The organism is Streptomyces sp. NPDC025833, assembly GCF_055558055.1.
In genome coordinates this window covers 111348-133160 of sequence record NZ_JBVHNF010000001.1, presented here as the reverse complement: position 1 = coordinate 133160, position 21813 = coordinate 111348, and the positions used below count along the sequence as shown (strand labels likewise).

Annotated in this window: 17 protein-coding genes; 7 read left to right on the top strand and 10 right to left on the bottom strand. The window is 74.3% G+C overall.

Features of this window, described 5'->3' with window-relative positions; translation table 11 throughout:
• Window positions 1-140: 140 nt before the first annotated feature.
• Window positions 141-1301, bottom strand: a complete 1161-nt coding sequence (locus ACZ4K2_RS00610; RefSeq protein ID WP_467477712.1) for a PP2C family protein-serine/threonine phosphatase — start codon at window positions 1299-1301, stop codon at window positions 141-143.
• A 282-nt stretch (window positions 1302-1583) separates the two neighbouring features.
• Here ACZ4K2_RS00610 and ACZ4K2_RS00605 point away from each other — a divergent pair, with 282 nt between their 5' ends.
• From ACZ4K2_RS00605 to ACZ4K2_RS00590, 4 genes are all read left to right on the top strand, one after another.
• The gene (locus ACZ4K2_RS00605) at window positions 1584-3134 is read left to right on the top strand and encodes an APC family permease (RefSeq protein WP_467477710.1); all 1551 of its coding nucleotides are present in this window, start codon (window positions 1584-1586) and stop codon (window positions 3132-3134) included.
• A gap of 123 nt (window positions 3135-3257) precedes the next feature.
• A complete protein-coding gene (locus ACZ4K2_RS00600) occupies window positions 3258-3947 on the top strand; it encodes a hypothetical protein (RefSeq protein ID WP_467477707.1) in 690 nt (229 codons plus the stop codon).
• Complete coding sequence (locus ACZ4K2_RS00595; protein ID WP_467477705.1) at window positions 3944-4222, top strand: BON domain-containing protein; 279 nt, start codon at window positions 3944-3946, stop codon at window positions 4220-4222. Before ACZ4K2_RS00600 ends, ACZ4K2_RS00595 begins: the two co-directional genes overlap by 4 nt.
• On the top strand, window positions 4219-4950 hold the full coding sequence (locus ACZ4K2_RS00590) for a metallophosphoesterase family protein (protein ID WP_467477703.1): 732 nt from the start codon (window positions 4219-4221) through the stop codon (window positions 4948-4950). Before ACZ4K2_RS00595 ends, ACZ4K2_RS00590 begins: the two co-directional genes overlap by 4 nt.
• A 145-nt stretch (window positions 4951-5095) precedes the next feature.
• Here the strand turns inward: ACZ4K2_RS00590 and ACZ4K2_RS00585 are convergent, their stop codons facing one another.
• The 8 genes from ACZ4K2_RS00585 to ACZ4K2_RS00550 form a co-directional block, all read right to left on the bottom strand.
• Window positions 5096-6340, bottom strand: coding sequence for an MFS transporter (locus ACZ4K2_RS00585; RefSeq protein ID WP_467477839.1), 1245 nt, complete (start codon window positions 6338-6340; stop codon window positions 5096-5098).
• 391 nt (window positions 6341-6731) lie between these two features.
• Window positions 6732-7721: an aldo/keto reductase gene (locus tag ACZ4K2_RS00580; RefSeq protein WP_467477700.1), complete on the bottom strand. Its 990-nt coding sequence runs from the start codon at window positions 7719-7721 to the stop codon at window positions 6732-6734.
• A 185-nt stretch (window positions 7722-7906) separates the two neighbouring features.
• On the bottom strand, window positions 7907-9133 hold the full coding sequence (locus ACZ4K2_RS00575; protein WP_467477699.1) for a cytochrome P450 family protein: 1227 nt from the start codon (window positions 9131-9133) through the stop codon (window positions 7907-7909).
• 100 nt (window positions 9134-9233) lie between these two features.
• Window positions 9234-10445, bottom strand: a complete 1212-nt coding sequence (locus ACZ4K2_RS00570; RefSeq protein ID WP_467477697.1) for a cytochrome P450 — start codon at window positions 10443-10445, stop codon at window positions 9234-9236.
• Complete coding sequence (locus ACZ4K2_RS00565) at window positions 10442-11068, bottom strand: GTP-binding protein (RefSeq protein ID WP_467477695.1); 627 nt, start codon at window positions 11066-11068, stop codon at window positions 10442-10444. Before ACZ4K2_RS00565 ends, ACZ4K2_RS00570 begins: the two co-directional genes overlap by 4 nt.
• Complete coding sequence (locus ACZ4K2_RS00560) at window positions 11049-11396, bottom strand: DUF742 domain-containing protein (RefSeq protein ID WP_467477693.1); 348 nt, start codon at window positions 11394-11396, stop codon at window positions 11049-11051. Before ACZ4K2_RS00560 ends, ACZ4K2_RS00565 begins: the two co-directional genes overlap by 20 nt.
• Window positions 11397-11407: 11 nt before the next feature.
• Window positions 11408-11815 (bottom strand): roadblock/LC7 domain-containing protein, encoded by a 408-nt coding sequence (locus ACZ4K2_RS00555; RefSeq protein WP_467477690.1) that lies wholly within the window; start codon window positions 11813-11815, stop codon window positions 11408-11410.
• Window positions 11812-13605: a sensor histidine kinase gene (locus ACZ4K2_RS00550; RefSeq protein WP_467477687.1), complete on the bottom strand. Its 1794-nt coding sequence runs from the start codon at window positions 13603-13605 to the stop codon at window positions 11812-11814. Before ACZ4K2_RS00550 ends, ACZ4K2_RS00555 begins: the two co-directional genes overlap by 4 nt.
• A 407-nt stretch (window positions 13606-14012) precedes the next feature.
• On the opposite strand from ACZ4K2_RS00550, the gene ACZ4K2_RS00545 reads away from it, so the two are divergent.
• Window positions 14013-14882, top strand: coding sequence for a hypothetical protein (locus tag ACZ4K2_RS00545; RefSeq protein ID WP_467477684.1), 870 nt, complete (start codon window positions 14013-14015; stop codon window positions 14880-14882).
• A gap of 649 nt (window positions 14883-15531) precedes the next feature.
• On the opposite strand, the gene ACZ4K2_RS00540 is transcribed toward ACZ4K2_RS00545, so the two are convergent.
• Window positions 15532-17652: an MMPL family transporter gene (locus tag ACZ4K2_RS00540; protein ID WP_467477681.1), complete on the bottom strand. Its 2121-nt coding sequence runs from the start codon at window positions 17650-17652 to the stop codon at window positions 15532-15534.
• A gap of 94 nt (window positions 17653-17746) precedes the next feature.
• Here ACZ4K2_RS00540 and ACZ4K2_RS00535 point away from each other — a divergent pair, with 94 nt between their 5' ends.
• Together ACZ4K2_RS00535 and ACZ4K2_RS00530 are read left to right on the top strand one after the other, a co-directional pair.
• Window positions 17747-18226, top strand: a complete 480-nt coding sequence (locus tag ACZ4K2_RS00535; protein ID WP_467477679.1) for a MarR family winged helix-turn-helix transcriptional regulator — start codon at window positions 17747-17749, stop codon at window positions 18224-18226.
• Between the two features lie 201 nt (window positions 18227-18427).
• On the top strand, window positions 18428-21802 hold the full coding sequence (locus tag ACZ4K2_RS00530) for a pyruvate carboxylase (RefSeq protein WP_467477676.1): 3375 nt from the start codon (window positions 18428-18430) through the stop codon (window positions 21800-21802).
• Window positions 21803-21813 lie beyond the last annotated feature (11 nt).

Sequence of the window (21813 nt, the reverse complement as noted above, 5' to 3'; positions counted from 1 at the left end):
CTGCCGGACCCGGCCGGACCCGGTCCGGTTTTCCCCTGCCCGGCCGGATCCCGGCGCCGCGCGTGAGTCCGTACGGGGGACGCCCGCCCGCCCATGCGCACGTCTGCCCGCCGGCCCGCACGCCCTCCCGCACGGCACGCTCAGCGTGCCGCGTCCTCCCGGCCGCTCGTGCCGGCGCGGACGCGGTGGTGGCGGGGGTGGTCGGCGGGGGTGCGGTGCAGCGCGATCAGTGCGGCGTCGTCGCCGAGCCGGCCGCCCGCGTGGGCGAGCAGATCGCGCCGCAGGTGGTGCATCAGGGCCTCGGGGCCGTCGCCGGTCCACCGCGCCACCCGCTCCGAGAGCGGATAGAACCGTCCCCGCTCGTCCCGGGCCTCCACCACCCCGTCCGTGTACAGCAGCAGGGTGTCACCCGGCTCGAAGGGGACCACGTCCAGCGGGTGCTCGGTGCCGTCGTGCACCCCCAGCGGCGGCGACGGGCGCAGGGCCGGCACCGTGACGACGTGCCCGGGGCTCAGCAGCAGCGGCGGCGGGTGGCCGCAGCTCGTCATCCGGCCGACCGGGGCGTGGTCCGGGATCTCCACGAGCAGCGCGGTGGCGAACCGCTCGCCCTCCTCGTCCCCGGCGGCCAGCTCGGCCGTGTGGCGGGTGATGCTGTCGTCCAGCGCGGTGGCCAGTTCCCCGAGCGGAACGGGCCGGTGCGCGTTCTCCCGGAACGCCCCGAGCAGCAGGGCCGCCTCGCCGATGGCGGGCAGGCCCTTGCCGCGGACGTCGCCGATCAGGACGCGGACCGAGCCGTCGCCCAGGGCCGTGGCGTACAGGTCCCCGCCGATCTGGGCCTCGTCCTCCGCGGCCAGGTACAGCGAGGCGATCCGCAGGGTGCCGATCCGTTCGGGCAGTGGCCGCATCAGGACGTGCTGCGCGGCCTCGGCAACCGTGCGGACCTGCGCGAGCTGGGCCTGCCGGCGCTCGCGCAGCGCGCTGTAGAGGACCGTGAGCACCACGAGGACCGAGAGGGTGATGATCTGCACGATGTGGTTCGAGGTGCCGATCCCGCCGTGGTGGACGCCGATGAGGCACTGGGCGGCGATCGCCAGCACGCCGATGCCGGCCGTCGTCCGGGGCCCGGCGAAGGACGGGGTGAGCGCGGGGGCGATCACGAGGGCCGGTCCCAGGTGGACGTCCTCGGGCACGCGCAGGTCCACCGTGGTGATCAGCACGACGAGCGCGACCGGGAGGAGCGGCAGCGCGTGGGCCGACCGCCACGGATGCCGCCGGTCCGGGTGCCGGAGCCGGGGTGCCATGCCTACCAGCGTGCTATCGGGCAGCCGGGGCGGCCACTCGCCGACGGAGGAGCGGTGGAAGCGGCGTACGTCACACGGAAGAATTGGAATCGGGCATTCCGGGCGGCACTTCGGTTCCCGGATATCGGACATCCGTCACGTTGCCTTCGTTCCGTGCATGGATTAACGTAATCTCCCGTTCATATGCAGGAGAAGTTCGGTCCGTGGCCTGTGAAATTAAGGTCCTGGGTGGGCCTTCTGTGGCGGCCTCAACCGAATTCGCAGCATTTAGCGTGTTGTGTCATGACACAGACGGCGATGAGGCCGGACGCCCCCGAGGCGGTATCCGGCGAGGGAGTGCGGGGCAAGGGCCTCGGCGGCGATTCCATCGGCCTGCTGGGCAGTGCGGTCATAGGCGTCTCCACCGTCGCGCCCGTCTACTGCCTCACCTCCACGCTCGGTTCCACCGCGGGCGAGGTCGGCCTCCACATGCCGGCCGTGTTCCTCGCCGGCTTCCTGCCGATGCTGCTGGTCGCCTTCGCCTACCGGGAGCTCAACAAGGCCGTGCCCGACTGCGGCACGTCCTTCACCTGGACCGTCAAGGCGTTCGGCCCGCACGTCGGCTGGATGTGCGGCTGGGGCCTGGTCATCGCCACCGTGATCGTGCTGTCCAATCTCGCCGGGGTCGCCACCTCCTACCTGTGGCTGCTGGCCGGCGAGATCACCGGCAGCGACGCGGTCGCCGGCCTCGACGGGAACAAGGCCGTCCACATCCTCACGTGTCTGGCGCTGATCGCGGCCGCCACCGCGATCAGCTACCGCGGCATGACCACCACGAAGGGCGTGCAGTACGCGCTGGTCGGACTCCAGCTCGTGGTGCTCGCCCTTTTCGTCGCCCTCGCCCTGCACAAGGCGCGCATCGGCGCCTTCCCCGGCCACGCCGACTTCTCCTGGTCCTGGATGAACCCCTTCGCGGTGAAGTCCTTCGCGTCCTTCAGCGCCGGCCTCTCCCTGTCGATCTTCATGTACTGGGGCTGGGACACCTGCCTGACCGCCAACGAGGAGACCGTGGGCAGCGAGAAGACGCCCGGCCGGGCCGCGCTGATCGCCATGGTCGTCCTGGTCGGCTCCTACCTCACCACCGCCGTCGCCGCGCAGCTGGCCGTCGGCTCCGGCACCTCGGGCCTCGGCCTCGCCAACCCGGCGACCTCCGACAACGTCTTCGCCGCCCTGGCCGGCCCGGTCATGGGCCACGGCCTCGGCATCCTGCTGTTCGCCGCGGTCCTCGCGTCGGCCGCCGCCAGCCTCCAGACCACCTTCATCCCGGTCGCCCGCACGGTGCTCGCCATGTCGACGTACCAGGCCCTGCCCGCTTCCTACGCCCGCGTGCACGAGCGGTTCCGCACCCCCGGCCGGGCCACCGTCACCGCCGGAGTCGCCACCGGCGTCTTCTACACGGTCATGTCCCTGCTCAGCGAGCACGTCCTGGTCGACACCATCTACGCCCTCGGCCTGATGATCTGCTTCTACTACGCGCTCACCGCGTTCGCCTGCGCCTGGTTCTTCCGCCGCGACCTCACCCGCTCCCCCCGCGAGGCCCTCTTCAAGGGCGTCTTCCCGGTCCTCGGCGGCCTGCTGCTCACCGCCGTGTTCGGCAAGACGCTCTACGACATGTGGAACCCGGCCTACGGCAGCGGTTCCGCCGTCCTCGGCGTCGGCTCCGTGTTCGTGATCGGCGTCGGCCTGCTGCTCCTCGGCCTGGTGATCATGCTGGTGATGCGGCGCCGCAGCCCCGCCTTCTTCCGCGGGGAGATCCTCACCGCCGGCACCCCGGCGCTCGTCGTGGAGGACTGACCCCCTCCGCGCGACCGAACCCCTCCGTGCGCGCTGTGTCGGGGGCGACGCGCCGGGTACCCGTACGACTCCCGCGGCCGACCGGCGGCCGACGGGAGGTTCAGGGTGCCGAATGGAGAGGTCATGACGCAGAACGGGGAGGAAACCACGCCCCTCCGGCGACCGGAGACCACCGGACTCCACCTCGCCTCGGAGGGGCCGTGCTGTCTGCCGTCCGCGCCCGGCGCGGAACCGGCGGAACTGCCGCAGGACCGCAGCCAGGCCATTCTGGAGGCCGCCAAACGCATCGGGGCCATCCTCAAACGCGCGGACCACCCGTTCGCGCTGGCCGGAAGCGTGGCCGTCTACTCCCACGGCGGCAGCCGCTACCTCCAGCACGACGCCGACTTCGCCATCCTGCCCGAAGACGCCGAGGCGGTGGCGGCCACCCTGCGCGAGGCAGGGCTCGACGTGCGCGTCCCGCCGGAGGACTGGCTGCTGAAGACCACCTGCCACGGGCAGAACGTCGACATCATCTTCGCCCTGGCACACCAGCCGGTCACCCGGGAGATGCTGGAGCGGGCCCACGTCCTGCCCGTCGACTCGGTGCTGATGCCCGTCCTGTGCCCGACCGATCTGATCCACAGCCTGATCAGTGCCTTCTCCGAGCACTACTGCGACTTCGGATCGGTCCTGCCGGTGGCACGCGCCGTCCGCGAGAAGGTCGACTGGGACGTGGTCCGCGCGGCCTGCGGCGACCAGCCCATGCCCGCCGCCTTCCTCTTCCTCCTCGAACGGCTGAACGTGATCGACGCCCAGGAGGAACACTCATGACCGACACCGGCCCACCGCCCCGGCAGGCGGCGGGGAACCTGGACTACCTCGTCGCCCACCTCGCCGAACGCCTCGCCGCCGGGGACCTCGGAGAACTCGGCGTACGACTCGAGATGCGCGGCGACGCCGTCCTGCTCACCGGCACCGTGCCGTCCACGCAGTGCCGCGACGACATCCTGCACATGGCCCGTGAGGGACTGGCGGGGCACTCGGTCCACAGTGACCTGCTCATCGCCGGGACCTCCTCGCCCGATCACGGAGAGGACCTGACATGATCCGCGTCGCGGCCGTCGGGGACATCCACATGGGACCCGAGAGCCAGGGCACGCTCCGCCCCTCCTTCGAGACGCTGCCGCGGTGCGCCGACGTGCTGCTGCTCGCCGGCGACCTGACCCGGCACGGGACGCCGGAGGAGGCCGCGGTCGTCGCCCGGGAGATCAAGGACATCGGGGTGCCCGTCGTCGCCGTGCTGGGCAACCACGACCACCACGGCGAACGCCCCGAGGAGGTCTCCGCCATCCTCCGGGACGCGGGGGCGCACGTCCTCGAAGGGCAGGCCACCGTGGTCGACGCCGACGGCACCCGGATCGGTGTCGCCGGGACCAAGGGCTTCGGCGGCGGCTTCGTCGGACGCTGCGCCGGGGAGTTCGGCGAACCGCTGATGAAGGAGTTCGTCCGCTACTCCCGGCGGTGCGCCGACGGCCTGCACAGCGCCCTGGAGGAGCTGGCGGAGCAGGACTGCGGCGCCCGGATCGCGCTGACGCACTTCTCGCCCGTGCCCGACACGCTGGCCGGTGAGCCGCCGGAGATCTATCCGTTCCTCGGCAGCTACCTGCTCGCGGAGGCGATCGACACGGGCGGCGCGGACCTGGCGGTGCACGGCCACGCGCACGCCGGCACGGAGCACGGCATGACCAGCGGCGGGGTCCGCGTGCGCAACGTGGCCCAGCCGGTCATCGGACAGGCGTTCCACGTCTACCACCTGCCGGACCGCCGCGACTGACGCACGGCGGCCGGTGCCGGACGGGTACGGGCGGATCCCGGCGCGCCGCCGGTGCGGCCGGGAAGCCTGACCCGACGCGGAACGGCTCCCGGCCGTCCGGCGTACGGCGCGATGTCGCGATGCCAGGCCGCCGGGGGAGGGAGTGTCAGGCCGCCGTGCCCAGGGCCTCGCGGCCCGCCACGTCGCCGTCCCTCCGGGCCAGCGCCAGCGGTACCGGGCCGCGGCGGCGGCGCACCAGCAGGCCCGCGCCGATCGACCCGGCGATGAGCAGCCCGCCCGCGACCAGGGCACCACGGGCCCCCGCCCACTCCATGAGCAGACCCAGCGCGGGCGGGCCGCCCAGGCCCCAGACCGTGCCGACGCTGCTCCACACGCCGAGCACCCGGCCCCGCAGGTGTGGCGGCGGGTCGGTCTGGAGGACGGCCGTGCCGGCGGTGTCGGAGGCGGACTCCACGATCGCCATCGGCAGCACCAGCACCAGCAGCACGGCCGGCGACGGCGACAGGCCCGCCACCGCCTGGAGCAGGGCGCCGGCCGCCGCGAGCAGTCCCACGGTCCGCACCGACGGCCTGCGCAGCCGGGCCCCGAGCACCGCGCCGAGGATGCCGCCGACGGCCAGCACGGTGGAGACCGTGCCGAACGCCCCGGCGCCCCCGGCCAGCGGCCCGGTGACGAGGACGGCGAGGGTCAGGCCGTAGTTGCGGCCGAAGACGGAGCTGATCCCGGTGATGCCCGCGAGGGCGACCAGGCGCGGCCTGCGCGCGAAGAAGGACAGGCCCTCCCGCATGCTCGTCGTCGCGCGCACCGGGACCGGGCGGGGGGCCGCGGGTTCCCGCCCGGCCCCGGGCGCGGGCCGCAGGAACGGCACCACCGACGCCACGAACAGGAACGACAGGCCGTTGGCGGCGTAGGCGGCCGATGTGCCGAGGAAGCCGACGGTCACGCCGGCCAGGGCCGTCCCGGCGAGCCGGCCCGAGCTGTGCACGAGGGCGCCCACCCCGATCGCGGACGGCACGTCGGTCACGGGCACGAGGTCGTTGCCGAGCAGGGCGCAGGCCGGGCCGTCGACGGTGGCGATGACGCCGGTCACGGCGGCCAGCACCAGGAGCGCGGTCATGTCGACCCGGTCCAGTGCCACGAGCAGTGCCGTCGTGAAGGCCACCGCGCCGAGCAGGACCTGGCTGACGGCGACCGTCGCCCTGCGGGGCCAGCGGTCCACGGCCGCGCCGCCGAGGAGGCTCACGAACAGCGCGGGAGCCGCCTGGACCGACATGGACAGGCCGGTCGCCGCCGCCGAGCCCGTGATGTGCAGCACGAGCAGGTTCTGCACGGTGAGCTGCATCCACGTACCGGCGTTGGAGACGAAGTTCGCGGCCGACCACCAGCGCATGCTCCGGTGCCGCAGGGACCGCCACGGCGATCGTGCGGCCGGGCCGCTGGTGGGCACGGACGAGGGCAGGGGGGAGGAAGAGGGCACGGCGGAACACTCGACAACCGGGAGAGACGGGACAGACCGGCGGGTCCCGTCGGTCCGGCTGCGTCGCACGGCCGGGCCGCCTGGTCAGGGCGCCGACCATGGTGGCAGACGGGACGGCGGGGCCGCCGCCGGCCGCCCGGCCGCGCCGCCGCACCCGGTGCCAACGCCCGCCGCGCGCCCGGTCCTTGCCGGTCGCCGTGTGCTTCCTCACAGGCACAGGCACAGGCAGAGGACAGGCATAGGCAGAGGACAGGCACAGGCTCTCCGGGCCGCGCCCCCGCCGCCGGCCGGTCCCCGCGACCGGTTACCGGTTGACCGACCGCATCCCCGCCTCGTCGTACCGCTCGCCCGCCGCCTCGGGGAGTTCGGCGTCGATGCGGGCCAGGTCGTCCGCGGTCAGCTCGATGCCGACCGCGGCGGCGTTCTGCTCCAGGTAGGAGCGCCGCTTGGTGCCCGGGATCGGCACCACGTCCTCGCCCTGGGCCAGCACCCAGGCGATGGCCAGCTGCGCCGGGGTCACGTCCTTCTCGGCGGCGATCTCCTTCACCTTCTCCGCCAGCCGCCGGTTCGCCCGCAGGTTGGCCTCGGCGAAACGGGGGTTGCCGCGGCGGAAGTCGTTCTCGTCCAGCTCGTCGGGCGAGCTGAAGCGCCCCGCGAGGAAACCGCGGCCGAGCGGCGAGTACGGCACGAAGCCGATGCCGAGTTCCCGGCAGGCGGGCAGCACCTCGGCCTCCACGTCCCGCGTCCACAGCGAGTACTCGCTCTGCACCGCGGTGATCGGGTGGACGGCGTGGGCGCGCCGGATGGTGTCCGCGCTCGCCTCGCTCAGCCCGATGTACCGCACCTTGCCCTCGGCGACCAGCTCGCCCAGCGCACCCACCGTCTCCTCGATGGGCACCTCCGGGTCGACGCGGTGCTGGTAGTACAGGTCGATGTGGTCGGTGCCCAGGCGCTCCAGCGAGCCGTGCACGGAACCGCGCACGTGCTCCGCCGAGCCGTCCTGCCGGCCGATCGTGCTCATGTCGCCGGGGACCGCGTCGTCCATGCGGTAGTTGAACTTGGTGGCGATGACGTACTCGTCGCGGTGCCCCCGGATCGCCTCGCCGACCAGCGACTCGTTGGTGAGCGGGCCGTACATCTGCGCGGTGTCGAGGAAGTCGACGCCGAGGTCGAGGGCGCGGCGGATCGTCGAGATGCCCTCGTCCCGGTCGGCGGAGCCGTAGAAGGCGGACATCCCCATGCATCCGAGGCCGATGGCCGACACCTGGAGATCCCGCAGGCTGCGCTGCTGCATGGCAGGTCCTTTCGTACACGCTCGTTCGTCGTTCTCCGGGACGCGAGGGCCTTCTTCCGTTCAGCGACGGATCACGGCGCCCGGCATCCCGTGCGGAAGGCCGGGCGCGAGGGCCCCGCGTGCTGTCGACGACGCTACGAGTTGGAGCGCGCTCGAAGTCAAGCCGCGCACCCGGACGAGGGACCCTACGGGTTCAGCCGCACCGGCAGCTCGAACAGGTCGTTCTGCGTGACCACCGGCTTGTTGCGCAGTTCCGCGGCCGGCACCGCGAGGTCGAGGCCGGGGAAGCGGGCGTACAGCGCGGGCAGGGCGACGCCCGCCTCCAGGCGGGACAGGGCGGCGCCCGGGCAGACGTGCGGACCGTGACCGAAGGAGATGTGCCGGTTGCCGCTCTCGCGCGTGATGTCGAACTCCCCGGCGGTCGGCCCGTGCGCGTACTCGTCCCGGCCGATCGCCCCGTACGACACGATGAGCGCGTCCCCGGCCGGGATCACCTTGTCGCCGACCGGCACGTCCTCGGTGGCGAACCGGATCAGCACGTGCGAGGTCGGGGTGGAGAAGCGCAGCGTCTCCTCGATCACCGCCGACCAGTCGGCCTCGCCCGACAGCACCAGGGCGCGCTGCTCGGGGTGGGTGGAGAGATTGACGACGGCGTTGACGATCAGGGAGATCGTCGTCTCGTGGCCCGCCGCCACCATGAGCTGGAGCGTGGAGACGATCTCCTGGTCGGTGAGGTGGTCGCCGTCCGCGGAGGCGAGGACCAGCGCACTGGTCAGGTCGTCGCCCGGCTCGGCCCGCTTCGCCGCCACCGTCTCGGCCATGATCTGCGCGAGTTCGGTGAGGGTGGCCACCACCTCCGCGGGCGGGGTCTGCGTGGAGAAGAACTTCTCGAACAGCACCTTCAGCCGGGGCAGCCGGGCCTCCTCGATGCCCATGAGGTCGGCCACGACGTACATGGGCAGCGGATAGGCGAAGGCCGCCTTCAGGTCCACGGTCCCGCCGTCCGCCGGCAGCGCGTCCAGCAGGCCCCGGGTCAGCTCCTCGATCCGCTCCCGCATCCGCTCCACCCGGCGCGGGGTGAGCGCCTGCGCGACCAGGGTGCGCAGCCGGCGGTGGTCGGCGCCGTCCACCGTCAGCATGGAGCGGCCGGGGTTGGCCAGGCCGATCAGCGGCCAGTCCGCCGGGATCTCACCGCGCCGCCAGGCGCCCCACGCCTCGATGTCCTTCACCAGCCGGGGGTCGGTGAGCAGCGCCTTGGCCTCCGCGTGACGGGTCACCGCCCACACCGGGACCCCGCCCGGCAGTTCGACGGCGGCGAGCGGGCCGGCCGCGCGCAGCGCCGCGCTCTCGGCGTCCAGGTCGCCGACGAAGGGGTCCAGGGCGATGCGGGGAGCTTCGGTACCGGTCGTCATGGTGACGTGCCTCCAAGGTGGTCGGAGTACTGGGCATGCCCGGGGGACACGGGGACGCCCCCGGATCCCGGCGGAAGAGCGGTCGGCCGAGGCGGTGCGGTCAGCGGGCGGGTACGGGGGTGAACCGGACGGGCAGCCGGGTCAGCCCCCGCAGCCACGGCGAGGGCCGCCGGGCGAGGGACCCGGCGGGCACGGCCAGGTCGATGTCCGGCAGCCGGTCCAGCACCACCTCGATACCGGTCCGCGCGATCACCTCGGCGATCTCCTGCGCGGGGAACGGGCAGCGGTGCTCGCCGTGGCCGAAGGAGAAGTGCGCGTTGTTGCCGCCGGTCAGCGCGGAGCCGTCGGTGCGCACCTGCGGATCGGAGTTGGCGCCCTGGAGGCCGAGCAGCAGCAGGTCGCCGGCCCGGATCCGGCGGCCGCCGAGGTGCGTGTCGCGGGCGGCCCAGCGGCCCGCGACGTTCTGTGTGGGGGTGTCCTCCCACAGCACCTCGTTCATCGCCTCCGCGACACTGTTGCGGCCACCGAACAGGGAGGCGGCGAACCGGTCGTCGGTCAGCATCAGCCGCAGCGAGTTGCCGATCCAGTCGGCGGTCGGCTGGTGCCCGGCCGCCATCATCACCATCAGGTCCTGGGCGATCTCCTCGTCGCTGAACCCGCTGTCGTCGGCGAGCATCCGGGAGACCACGTCGTCCGCGGGCTCCTTGCGGCGGTCCGCGACCAACCGCTCCGTGGAACCGGCCAGATGGGCCTGCCCGGCCAGGGCGCGCTCCCGGCCGTCGATCATGTCGTTCAGGGCGGTGACCAGTGCCGGGCCGTCCTCGTCCGCGACGCCGAAGAGCCGGGCCAGGACCCGCACCGGGAGCAGCATCGCGTACTGGGCGACCAGATCGGCCTCGCCCGCCGAGCACAGCGCGTCGATCAGTTCGTCGGCGAACCGCTCGGCGTGCCCCCGCAGTTCGAAGGGGTCCACCGACTCCAGCGCGTTGCTGACCATCGTCGCGCGCTGCCGGTGCCGCTCGCCGACGGTGTAGAGGATCGACGGCTGGCGGTGCCCGATCATCGGCAGCAGCGGCCAGTCCGCGGGGATGTCCGGCCACTGGTTCCACAGCTCGGAGTCCCGGCTGAACAGCGCGGGATCGCCGGTGACCTGGTGCAGTTCCCGGTAGCCGAGCACCAGCCAGGCGGGTACGTCGCCGTCGAGCAGCACCGGCACCACGGAGCCGTGGTCGCGCCGCATCTCCCGGTACAGCCGGGCGGGATCGGTCTGGAACCGGGGGCCGCCGAGCGGGACGGCGTCGGGGGTGGTCACACGTACTCCTGTCGGGGCAGGACCGCCCGCGCGGACGGGTCGGCGTACCGGTTCTTCACGTGCTGCACCAGGGTGATGAGCACCTGCTTGGCGGACTCCCGGGAGCGGGCGTCGCAGTCGAGCAGCGGCACGTGCGAGTCCAGGTCGAGGGCCTCGCGGACGTCCGTGCCGGCGTGCACCGGGCCGCCGAAGTCGTTGCAGACCACGATGAACGGGGTGCCGTGGTGCTCCAGCCGGTCGATGGCGTACCAGGAGTCGTCGATCCGCCGGGTGTCGACCAGCACGACCGCGCCGAGCGTGCCGGAGAACAGCCGGTCCCACAGGAACCAGAACCGCTCCTGGCCCGGCGCGCCGAACAGGTACAGCACGTTGCGCGCGTCCAGGCTGATCCGGCCGAAGTCGAAGGCGACCGTGGTGGCTTCCTTGCCGCGCACCTGGCGGATGTCGTCGACCGTCTCACCGGCCTGCGTCATCGTCTCCTCGGTGTTGAGGGGACGGATCTCGCTGACCGAGCGGACCAGCGTGGTCTTGCCGACGCCGAAGCCGCCCACGACCACGATCTTGAAACCTTGGTCGGCGGAGGCACCCAACGGGGTGCGCGCGTCAGAGGTTGCGGAGTCCAACGAGCACCTGCTCCAGGATGTCGGGATCGGTTATGGCCGGCCGGCTCGGGTGGCGGGCGCTGACGCGGCCCGTCGCCAGCAGGTCGCACAGCAGCACCTTGGTGATGCTGACGGGCAGCCGCAGTTCGGCGGCGATCTCCGCCACCGAGGCGGGGAACCGGGTCAGTTCCAGGATCGCCACGTGCTCCGACTGCATGCCGGACGCCGGCCCCGACTCGGCGACGACGAGCGTGACCAGGTCGAAGGGGTGGTCGGGGTCGGTGCGGCTACGGCCCTGGGTGATGGTGTACAGCCGGTGCGGGGCGTCGTCCCGGCCGGGACGATGCATGCCCGGCCCGCTCATGACGTGCGGGGCGGAGCGGTCAGGTACGTGCCGAGCTGCTCGACCAGTTCGCTCATGTTGTGCCCGACGACGCCCGCGTCCGCGTCCTCGGTGGTGATCACGGCGAGGTGGGCGCCGGCGCCCGCCTCCACGATGAACAGCACACCGCCGTAGAACTCCGCCATGGCCGAGCGCACGCCGCCGCTCCCGTCGCCGAACTCCACGGACGCCCCGTGGGACAGCGACTGGATGCCGGCCGCGATGGCGGCCAGCTGGTCGGCCTGGTCGACGCTCAGCTCCGGTGTCCGGCACAGCTTCAGCCCGTCCCGGGACAGCACGAGCGCGTGCCGGGCGCCCGGGGTCCTCTCCAGCAGGCCCTCCAGGAGCCAGGTGAGCTTGTCGTCGGCGGTGGTCGGGCCGGTCATGGAGTGGTGTCGCCTTCCGGGTGCGCGTACGGGTGAGAGGAAGCGGTGGGGGAGTCGTGCTCGCCGGCGCCGGACGCGGGGTGGCCGGCCGGCCGGTCGTCCGGCGCGGTGTGCGGTGCCGCGCCGTCCGGCGGGGGTACGGCGGTGCGGTCGCCGGTCGCGGTGTGCCGCGGGCCGGTGCCGCTCCGCCCGTCCGGGCCGGGTCCGTCCGGGACGGACCCGTGGGCGGCGCCGGCGCGGCTGCCGGGGGAGGCGTCCGCCGGGTGCGCGGTGCCGGCCGCCGCGGGGTCCGGGGTGCCGGCCGTGCGGGCCGGTGCCGGGTCGTCCGGGCCCGGGGCGTGCTGCCGGGTGGAGGGGCGGACGGCCTGGCGGAAGCTGCTGAAGCGGGCGGCGCGGGTCCTGCCCTCGTCGGCGGCCGACGCGGTGCGCGGCGCGGTACCCGGTGCGGACCGGCCGCGCTCGGCCTCGGCGAGCGTACGGCCCCGGCGCCGCTTGGGCAGCCCGGCCGGGCCCTCCTCGGCCGCGCCCCGCTCGGCCGGGTCCGGCTCGGGCTGCGCGGCGGGCTCGTGCGCCGGCGCGGGGCCGACGGCGGCCGGCACCGGGGCGGGCGGGGCGTCCGCCGGGCGCGGCGCCGCGACGGCGGGCCCGGCCGGGGCCGAACCGGACAGGATGTCCTGCGGGATGAGCATCAGCACGCCCGTACCCCCGCGCGCCGACGGCCGGAACGACACCTTGAGTCCGTGCTTGCGGGCCAGCCGGCCGACCACGGGGAGCCCGAGCCGGGTGCCGGTCAGGCCGCCCAGCTCGGTGATGTCACCGGCGACCGCCCGCTCGGCGCGGCGAAGCTGCACCTCGCCCATGACCAGGCCGCTGTCCTCCACCGAGACGATGACCCCGGCCGGGACCTCCTCCACGTAGACGTGGACCTCGGCGGTCGGCGGCGAGAAGTTCGCCGCGTTGTCGAGGAGTTCGGCCAGCGCGTGCATCACGCCCTCGGCCGCGTGCCCGGCGACGGCGGTCTCGCTGACCGAGTGCACCCGCACCCGCCGGTAGCCGGCGATCCGGCCCATGGCGCCGCGCAGGATCGACTCCATCGCGATCGGGCGGGCCCAGCGGCGTCCCGAACGCGCCCCGGTGAGCACGGCGATGGAGTCCGCGAGCCGGCCGGCCTGGGCGGTGCGGTGGTCGAGGTGGAGCAGGTCGGCCAGCACGTCCTCGTCGGTGTGCCGGTCCTCCATCGCCCGCAGGTCGGCGAGCGTGGCCGTGGCGAGGGCCTGCATCCGGGCGGCGGCGTTGGACGTGGCGGAGATGGCCGCGGCCCGCTCGCGCCGGGCCGTCTCCATCTCGCGCGACAGGCGCGCGTTCTCCTGCCGGAGCCGGTCCAGCTCCCACGCGCCCTCCTGCACCACGCGGGCCCGCTCGGCGGCCGACGCCTCCGCGGACTCGCGCCGCTGCCGGGCGAGTTCGTCGATCAGCCGCTGCTGCTCCTGGCGCGCCCCCTCGGCCGCACGGGACTGCTGCTGGAGTAGTCGTCCGACGTCCTGGGTGGCCGCCTCCAGCCGGCGCCGGGTGTCGCGCGCGGTGCGCCGGGCGTGGGCGGCCGTGGCCACCGCCGCGCTGAGCACGACCGCCGCGGCGGCACCGTCCCAGGCGAGCGCGGTGCGTGCCGTGCCCGGTGCCGCCGCCACGGCCGCGAAGACCGCGAGCGCCGACAGCACACCGGTGACGGCGAAGACGGAGACGAACGTACGGGGGGAAGGTCGGTCGCCGGGATGCGTGGGCGCGGTCATCGGTCCGGTCTGGTCCTCGCGGCAGAGACGGGCAGGGTGGTACGCACGGAAACGTTCGGGTAGTGAGTCGTGACACTCGGTGGGGAACTGGCGGTCACTATACGAGAGTTCGTGATCAAAACCGAAAGGTTCCGTGCCGCTTTCTGCAACGGGCAGTCCATATCGGAGTGTTCACCGCGTTCCTCGTGAAAGGGGTGATCCGGTTGTTCCGGACGTGGAGGCGGGCGCGGGCCCGGGGGCGGTGCCGACCGCGAGGACCCATCGGCTCCCCGCCCGGCGGACGGACCCGGGAGGCAACCCGCGCCCACCCGGCCGCGTCCTCGGGTACGGGATCGCCGGAGCGGGCGCGGGCAGCGAGGACTGGGGGAGACGTGCGTGACGGGGGAGCCGACGGGCCGCGTCGCCCCATGACCGCCGACGGCCGGGCCGGACGCGTCCGGTCGCTCCTCGCGCGGCTCGCCCGCTTCACCTGGCGCACGCTGCGGGCCGAGTGGCACGCCGTCGTCCTCGTGCCCGTGCGGCGCCTCGTCCGGCGCGGGCTGCCCGGGCTGCTGCTGGGGCTCCTCGCCGCGGCCGCTGTCGTCTTCTTCCACGACATCGCCCAGCACCCCACCGGGGCGACGTGGGTACGGCGGCTCGGCGGCGTCCAGGCGGACCTGCCGCTGTGGCTCTCCCTGCTGCGCACCCCCGTGTCGCTGTACGTCCCCGCGCTGGACCTGCCGGTGTGGGCCGGCATCACCCAGGTGTTCCTCGCCTTCGCCCTGGCCGACCTGGCCCTGGGCCGGGCCCGCACCCTGGTGGTCGCCTACGCGGCCACCCTGGCCGGCACCCTCACCGCCCGCCTGATGATCGCGCTCGGGCCCGGCTGGTGGGGCCTCGGACTGCCGGCCGAGGCCGCGGGGGTGCTCGACACCGGGCCCTCCGCGGCCGTCGTGGGACTCTTCACCTACCTCGCGGTGATCCGGCGCGCGCCCGTGGTGTTCCTGCTGACCGGCGGCTCGATGGTGTGGGAGTCGATCGCCGTGCCCAACCTGGCCGGCCGCGAGCACCTCGTCGCGGTGGGCACGGCGATCGTCCTCGGGCTGCTGCACGGGCGCGGGGGGCGGGTACGCGCCTTCCTGCGGCGCCGGCTGCCCGTACCGACCGCCGGGCGCGCGCCCGTGTCCCCCGTACCGCTTCCCCCGCCGGTGTGCGCCGCCCCGGCCAGGGCGGTGCCCCCCTGCGCCCTCGGAGGCGCCGTCGAGCCCCGGGTCATGACGGCCTCCCGCGAAGGCTGAACCCCGCCCCCGGAGACACCCGCCCGGAGCCGGACGGCACGGCGGCGGCCACCGCCGGCGCGGGCCCGGCGATCACCCCGCCAGCCACGACCGGCGCCCACCCCCGGGGCCCCACCGGGCCGGAGGAGGCGCGGCGCCCGCGTCTTCACCCTTGCCCGCTCCCCGGGCGCCGCGCGCTTCTGCCGTGGCGGCGTGCCGCGCCCGGGCCGCGGGCCCTTGGGAAAAAGGGGCCGCGCTCCTACGTACCGGGCTCCCGAGGCGGGGAGGCGCGGCTCCCCGCGTGTGCACCGCTGCGCGCCTCTCGGGCGCGCTTCTGCCGTGGCTCCGGGCGTGCCGCATGTGGCCCCCGCACCGGCGCCCTCCGCACCCCGCGCGGAACGCGCGCCGGTGCCCGTGCCCGCAGGCGGACAGGGCCCGCAGGCGGACAGGGCCCGCGCTCCTACGCGACTGACTCCCGACCCGCCGACCCGCCGGGGAGGGGAACGTATGGCACCCGCGTGTGCACCGTTCCCCGCTTTCCCGGCGCCGCGCGCGCCTCGGCCGTGTCCGCGAGGGTGCCGCGCAACCCCGGCACCGGCGCCCTCCGCACCCCGCGCGGAACGCGCGCCGGTGCCCGTGCTCCCGCACCGGTGGACAGGCCCCGCGCCCCCTACCCGACGGGCTCCCGGGCCGGCGGTCGTCCCGGTGCCGGTCGGTCGTCCCCGGCCGCGCGGCCCGGGCGGCCGGGCCACCAGACGGCCGGGCCGATGTCGTGCACCAGGGCGGGCACCAGCAGGGACCGGACGACGATCGTGTCGAGCAGCACGCCGAAGGCGACGATGAACGCGATCTGGGCGAGGAACGCCAGGGGGATGACGACGAGCGCCGCGAAGGTCGCCGCCAGGACGACGCCCGCCGAGGTGATGACACCGCCGGTGGCGGTCAGCCCGCGCAGCACGCCCTCCCGGGTGCCGACCCGCAGAGTCTCCTCGCGGACGCGGGACATCAGGAAGATGTTGTAGTCGACGCCCAGCGCGACCAGGAACACGAACCCGTACAGCGGGACCGAGGCGTCCGTGCCGGAGAACCCGAAGCCGTGCCGGAAGACCAGCCCGGCGACGCCCAGGGTCGCCAGATAGTTGAGCGCGACGGTCGCGACCAGCAGGACGGGCAGCAGCAGGGAGCGCAGCAGCACGACCAGGACGGCCAGGATGATCACCAGGACGACGGGCTCGATCAGCGCCCGGTCGTGCTCCGCCGTCCGCTGGGTGTCGTACTGCTGCGCGGTGTAGCCGCCCACCAGCACGCCCGGGTCGGCCGCGCGGAGCCGGTCGCGCAGCCGCTGCACCGTCCGCTTCGCCCGGTCGCTGTCCGGTGCGTCGGTGAGGACGGCGTCGATGCGCACCCGGTCCCGCACGACCAGCGCCGGGCCGCCCGGCCGGCCCGAGGCGCCCACCGCCCGCGCGTCCGCCACGCCCGCTGTCGCGGCCGCCGCCTTCGTCACCCGGGCCCGCGCACCCGCGTCCGCGATGATCACCACCGGCTGTCCGGAGCCGCCGGGGAAGTGCTCGCCGAGGGTGCGCTGCGCGGCGACGGACGGGGCGCCGCCGACGAACAGCTCGTCCAGGGGCACGCCCTCGGAGCGCAGGGCGGGGAAGAGGGCCGCGCCCGCCAGCAGCGGTACGAGGGCGCCCAGCCACAGCCGCCGGGGGCGCGCGCCGACCCGGCGGGCGACGTGCCGCCAGATCCCCTGTCCCCCCGCGGCCGCGTCGGCCGGCCGGGGCCTGGCCGGCCAGAAGGCCGCCCGGCCCAGCAGGGCGAGCACGGCGGGCAGGAAGGTGAGCGTCGTCAGCACGGCGCAGGCGATGCCGATCGCGCCGACCGGTCCCAGCGCCCGGTTGTTGGTGAGGTCGCTGAGCAGCAGGGCGAGCAGCCCCAGGGCGACGGTCGCGGCGCTGGCCGTGATCGCGCCCAGGGAACCGCGCAGCGCCGCCCGGGACGCGCCGAAGCGGTCGGCGCCGCGGGCGAGCTCCTCGCGGAAGCGGGCGGTCAGCAGCAGGGCGTAGTCCGTGGCCGCGCCGATCACGAGGATGGAGAGGATGCCCTGCACCTGGCCGTCGACACGCACGATGTCGTGGCCGGCCAGCACGTAGACGACGGCGCAGGCGACGCCGAGCGCGAGCACGGCCCCGAGGATGATCACGAGCGGCAGCAGCACGCTGCGGTAGACCAGCAGCAGGATGACCAGCACCGTGGCCAGGGCCGCGCCCAGCAGGATCCCGTCGATGCCCGCGAACGCGTCCGCCAGATCTCCCCGGCTGGCCGCGGGGCCGGCGAGCCACACGCGGGTGCCGGCCACCTCGCCGCCGGCGCGCTCCACCGCGGCCAGCACCTCGGACAGCCGCTCCCCGAGGTCGGGGCGCAGGGGCACCACGCCCTCCAGTGCCTCCCCGTCCGGCGAACGCAGCGCCGGCGAGGGGCTGCCCACCACGCCCTCGGTGCCCGCGAGGGACCGCAGCGCCCGGGTCGCGTCGGCCTGCTGCGCCCCGGTGACCCGGCCGCCCGACGCCGCCGTCCAGACGACGACGGCGGGCAGGGTCTCGCGCTGGTCGAAGGCCTTCTGCTGCTCGATGACCCGGGTCGACTCGGCGCTGCGCGGCAGGAAGGCGGCCTGGTCGTTGGTGGAGACCTCGCCCAGCTTGCCCGCGTAGGGGCCGAACGCCCCGCCGAGGCCGAGCCAGACGATCAGGAGGGCAAGGGGGAGCAGCCATCGGACGGGTCGTCGTCGCATGGTGATCGTTCACTCCTCGTCGAGCACGGGCGGACGGAGGCCATTACCTTGAAAATAAAGTATCTCAATGATCGAGAGGTAATATCCTTGGGGCATGCAGCACCACAGCACGCAGAGTCCGGAGGGCGCCGCGAGCGACCTCCACGCCTACGCCGTCCTCCTGCGCACGCTGAACAGCGAGTTCAACCGCATCGCCCATACGTTTGCCCAGGCCAACCGGCTGCACGCCACGGACGTCCACGCGCTGGCCGCCATCATGGACGCCTCGGCGACCGACGGACGGCCCATGACCCCCTCGCGGCTGCGGGAGCGCCTCGACCTCACCTCGGGGGCCGTCACGGCCTGCCTCGACCGGCTGGAGCGCGCGGGCCACATCACCCGCACCCGGGACGCCGCGGACCGCCGGGTGGTGCACCTGCACTACAACCCCGCGGCCCGCGCGCTCGCACGCAGCTACTTCCGCCCGCTCGCCCGCAGCACCGAGGCCGCCCGCGGGCAGTTCACCCCCGAGCAGCTCGAAACGGTTGCGGAGTTCCTCCGCGCGCTCAACCGCGAACTGGCACAGGAACGCTGAGACCGCGGCCCGGCCGCGGCCCCGGACCCGGCGGCGCGACCGCGCGCACCGGCGCGCCACTGTGGCGTCGCACACCCCGTCGGTGTGATGGTTTTCGCACGTCGACCCGCGCGCCCACCCCCTAGGGTGGCCGCGAGATACGGCAGGACGTGGCTCACACCCGGGTGTTCGTCACCGGCAGGCAGCTGGAGGGAATCAAGGATGTTCCGCAAGGTGCTGGTCGCCAACCGTGGAGAGATCGCCATTCGCGCGTTCCGGGCGGGCTACGAACTCGGCGCGCGCACCGTCGCCGTGTTCCCGCACGAGGACCGCAACTCACTGCACCGGCTGAAGGCCGACGAGGCGTACGAGATCGGGCAGCCGGGGCATCCGGTGCGGGCCTACCTCTCCGTCGAGGAGATCGTGGGCGCCGCCCGCCGGGCGGGCGCCGACGCCGTCTACCCGGGGTACGGCTTCCTGTCCGAGAACCCCGAACTGGCCCGCGCCTGCGAGGACGCCGGCATCACCTTCGTCGGCCCCAGCGCGGCCACCCTGGAGCTGACCGGCAACAAGGCCCGCGCGGTCGCCGCCGCCCGCGCGGCCGGCGTACCGGTCCTCGGCTCCTCCGCACCCTCCACCGACGTCGAGGAACTGCTGCGCGCCGCGGAGGAGATCGGCTTCCCCGTCTTCGTCAAGGCGGTCGCGGGCGGCGGCGGGCGCGGCATGCGCCGGGTGGAGGAGCCGGCCCAGCTCCGCGAGTCCATCGAGGCCGCCTCCCGCGAGGCCGACGCCGCGTTCGGCGACCCGACCGTCTTCCTGGAGAAGGCCGTGGTGGAGCCCCGCCACATCGAGGTGCAGATCCTCGCCGACGGCGCGGGCGGCGTCATCCACCTCTTCGAGCGGGACTGCTCGCTCCAGCGCCGCCACCAGAAGGTCGTCGAGATGGCCCCGGCGCCCAACCTGGACCCGGCCCTGCGCGACCGGATCTGCGCCGACGCCGTCCGCTTCGCCCGCGAGATCGGTTACCGCAACGCCGGCACCGTCGAGTTCCTGCTCGACCGCGAAGGCAACCACGTCTTCATCGAGATGAACCCGCGCATCCAGGTCGAGCACACCGTGACCGAGGAGGTCACCGACGTCGACCTGGTCCAGGCCCAGCTGCGGATCGCCTCCGGCGAGACCCTCGCCGACCTCGGCCTCGCCCAGGAGACGATCACCCTGCGCGGCGCCGCCCTCCAGTGCCGCATCACCACCGAGGACCCCGCCAACGGCTTCCGCCCGGACACCGGCCGGATCAGCGCCTACCGCTCCCCGGGCGGCTCGGGCATCCGGCTCGACGGCGGCACCACCCACGCCGGTACGGAGATCAGCGCCCACTTCGACTCCATGCTGGTCAAGCTCACCTGCCGGGGCCGCGACTTCCAGGCCGCGATCGGCCGGGCCCGGCGCGCGGTCGCCGAGTTCCGCATCCGCGGCGTCGCCACCAACATCCCGTTCCTCCAGGCCGTCCTGGACGACCCCGACTTCCAGGCGGGCCGGGTCACCACCTCCTTCATCGAGCAGCGCCCGCACCTGCTCACCGCCCGCCACTCCGCCGACCGCGGCACCAAGCTGCTCACCTACCTCGCCGACGTCACCGTCAACAAGCCGCACGGCGAACGGCCCGGGCTGCTGGACCCGCTGACCAAGCTGCCGCCGCTGCCCGCGGGCGAGCCGCCCGCCGGGTCCCGCCGGCTCCTGGTCGACCTCGGCCCCGAGGGCTTCGCCCATCACCTGCGCCGCTCGCCCACCATCGGCGTCACCGACACCACCTTCCGCGACGCGCACCAGTCCCTGCTCGCCACCCGGGTGCGCACCAAGGACCTGCTGGCCGTCGCCCCGGTCGTCGCCCGCACCCTGCCCGAGCTGCTGTCCCTGGAGTGCTGGGGCGGCGCCACCTACGACGTCGCGCTGCGCTTCCTCGCCGAGGACCCCTGGGAGCGGCTGGCAGCCCTGCGCGAGGCGGTGCCCAACATCTGCCTCCAGATGCTGCTGCGCGGCCGCAACACCGTCGGCTACACGCCGTACCCCACCGAGGTCACCGACGCGTTCGTGCAGGAGGCCGCGGCCACCGGCATCGACATCTTCCGCATCTTCGACGCCCTCAACGACGTCGGCCAGATGCGGCCCGCCATCGACGCCGTACGGGAGACCGGCACGGCGGTCGCCGAGGTGGCCCTCTGCTACACCGCCGACCTGAACGACCCGGCGGAGCGGCTCTACACCCTCGATTACTACCTGCGCCTCGCCGAGCAGATCGTGGACGCGGGCGCCCACATCCTCGCGATCAAGGACATGGCCGGCCTGCTGCGCGCCCCGGCCGCCGCCAAGCTGGTCTCCGCGCTGCGCCGTGAGTTCGACCTGCCGGTCCACCTGCACACGCACGACACCGCGGGCGGCCAGCTCGCCACCTACCTCGCCGCGATCCAGGCCGGCGCCGACGCGGTGGACGGCGCGGTGGCCTCCATGGCCGGTACGACCTCGCAGCCGTCGCTGTCCGCGATCGTCGCGGCCACCGACCACTCCGAGCGGCCCACCGGCCTCGACCTCCAGGCGGTCGGCGACCTGGAGCCGTACTGGGAGGGCGTCCGGAGGATCTACGCCCCCTTCGAGGCGGGCCTCGCCTCCCCGACCGGCCGCGTCTACCACCACGAGATCCCCGGCGGCCAGCTCTCCAACCTGCGCACCCAGGCCGTCGCCCTCGGGCTCGGCGACCGCTTCGAGGACATCGAGGCGATGTACGCGGCGGCCGACCGGATCCTCGGCCACCTGGTCAAGGTCACCCCGTCCTCGAAGGTGGTCGGCGACCTCGCCCTGCACCTGGTGGGCGCGGGCGTCTCCCCGGACGACTTCGAGGCGGCCCCCGACACGTACGACATCCCCGACTCGGTGATCGGCTTCCTGCGCGGCGAGCTGGGCACCCCGCCCGGCGGCTGGCCGGAGCCGTTCCGCAGCAAGGCGCTGCGGGGCCGGGCGGCGCCCAAGCCCGCCCCGGAGCTGTCCGCGGAGGACCGCGACGGGTTGCGCAAGGACCGCCGGGCCACCCTCAACCGGCTGCTGTTCCCCGGTCCGACGCGGGAGTTCGACGCGCACCGGCAGAGCTTCGGCGACACCAGCGTGCTCGACAGCAAGGCGTTCTTCTACGGTCTGCGCCCCGGCAAGGAGTACGCCGTCGACCTGGATCCCGGCGTGCGGCTGCTGATCGAGCTGCAGGCGGTCGGCGAGGCCGACGAGCGCGGCATGCGGACCGTGATGTCGACGCTGAACGGCCAGCTGCGCCCCATCCAGGTCCGGGACCGGGCCGCCGCCACCGACGTCCCGGTGACCGAGAAGGCCGACCGCGCCGACCCGGGCCATGTCGCCGCCCCGTTCGCCGGTGTGGTGACCCTGACGGTCACGGAGGGCGACGAGGTGGCGGCCGGTGCCACGATCGCCACCATCGAGGCGATGAAGATGGAGGCCACGATCACGGCTCCCAAGGCGGGGCGGGTGGCCCGCCTGGCCATCAACCGCATCCAGCAGGTGGAGGGCGGCGACCTCCTGGTGGAACTGGCCTGAGGAGGGCCGGG

Bases quoted from the DNA above. Each gene is read 5' to 3' on its own strand.
- ACZ4K2_RS00610 (WP_467477712.1), bottom strand. From the start codon at position 1,301: ATGGCACCCCGGCTCCGGCACCCGGACCGGCGGCATCCGTGGCGGTCG.
- ACZ4K2_RS00605 (WP_467477710.1), top strand. From the start codon at position 1,584: ATGACACAGACGGCGATGAGGCCGGACGCCCCCGAGGCGGTATCCGGC.
- ACZ4K2_RS00600 (WP_467477707.1), top strand. From the start codon at position 3,258: ATGACGCAGAACGGGGAGGAAACCACGCCCCTCCGGCGACCGGAGACC.
- ACZ4K2_RS00595 (WP_467477705.1), top strand. From the start codon at position 3,944: ATGACCGACACCGGCCCACCGCCCCGGCAGGCGGCGGGGAACCTGGAC.
- ACZ4K2_RS00590 (WP_467477703.1), top strand. From the start codon at position 4,219: ATGATCCGCGTCGCGGCCGTCGGGGACATCCACATGGGACCCGAGAGC.
- ACZ4K2_RS00585 (WP_467477839.1), bottom strand. From the start codon at position 6,340: ATGCGCTGGTGGTCGGCCGCGAACTTCGTCTCCAACGCCGGTACGTGG.
- ACZ4K2_RS00580 (WP_467477700.1), bottom strand. From the start codon at position 7,721: ATGCAGCAGCGCAGCCTGCGGGATCTCCAGGTGTCGGCCATCGGCCTC.
- ACZ4K2_RS00575 (WP_467477699.1), bottom strand. From the start codon at position 9,133: ATGACGACCGGTACCGAAGCTCCCCGCATCGCCCTGGACCCCTTCGTC.
- ACZ4K2_RS00560 (WP_467477693.1), bottom strand. From the start codon at position 11,396: ATGCATCGTCCCGGCCGGGACGACGCCCCGCACCGGCTGTACACCATC.
- ACZ4K2_RS00555 (WP_467477690.1), bottom strand. From the start codon at position 11,815: ATGACCGGCCCGACCACCGCCGACGACAAGCTCACCTGGCTCCTGGAG.
- ACZ4K2_RS00550 (WP_467477687.1), bottom strand. From the start codon at position 13,605: ATGACCGCGCCCACGCATCCCGGCGACCGACCTTCCCCCCGTACGTTC.
- ACZ4K2_RS00545 (WP_467477684.1), top strand. From the start codon at position 14,013: ATGACCGCCGACGGCCGGGCCGGACGCGTCCGGTCGCTCCTCGCGCGG.
- ACZ4K2_RS00540 (WP_467477681.1), bottom strand. From the start codon at position 17,652: ATGCGACGACGACCCGTCCGATGGCTGCTCCCCCTTGCCCTCCTGATC.
- ACZ4K2_RS00535 (WP_467477679.1), top strand. From the start codon at position 17,747: ATGCAGCACCACAGCACGCAGAGTCCGGAGGGCGCCGCGAGCGACCTC.
- ACZ4K2_RS00530 (WP_467477676.1), top strand. From the start codon at position 18,428: ATGTTCCGCAAGGTGCTGGTCGCCAACCGTGGAGAGATCGCCATTCGC.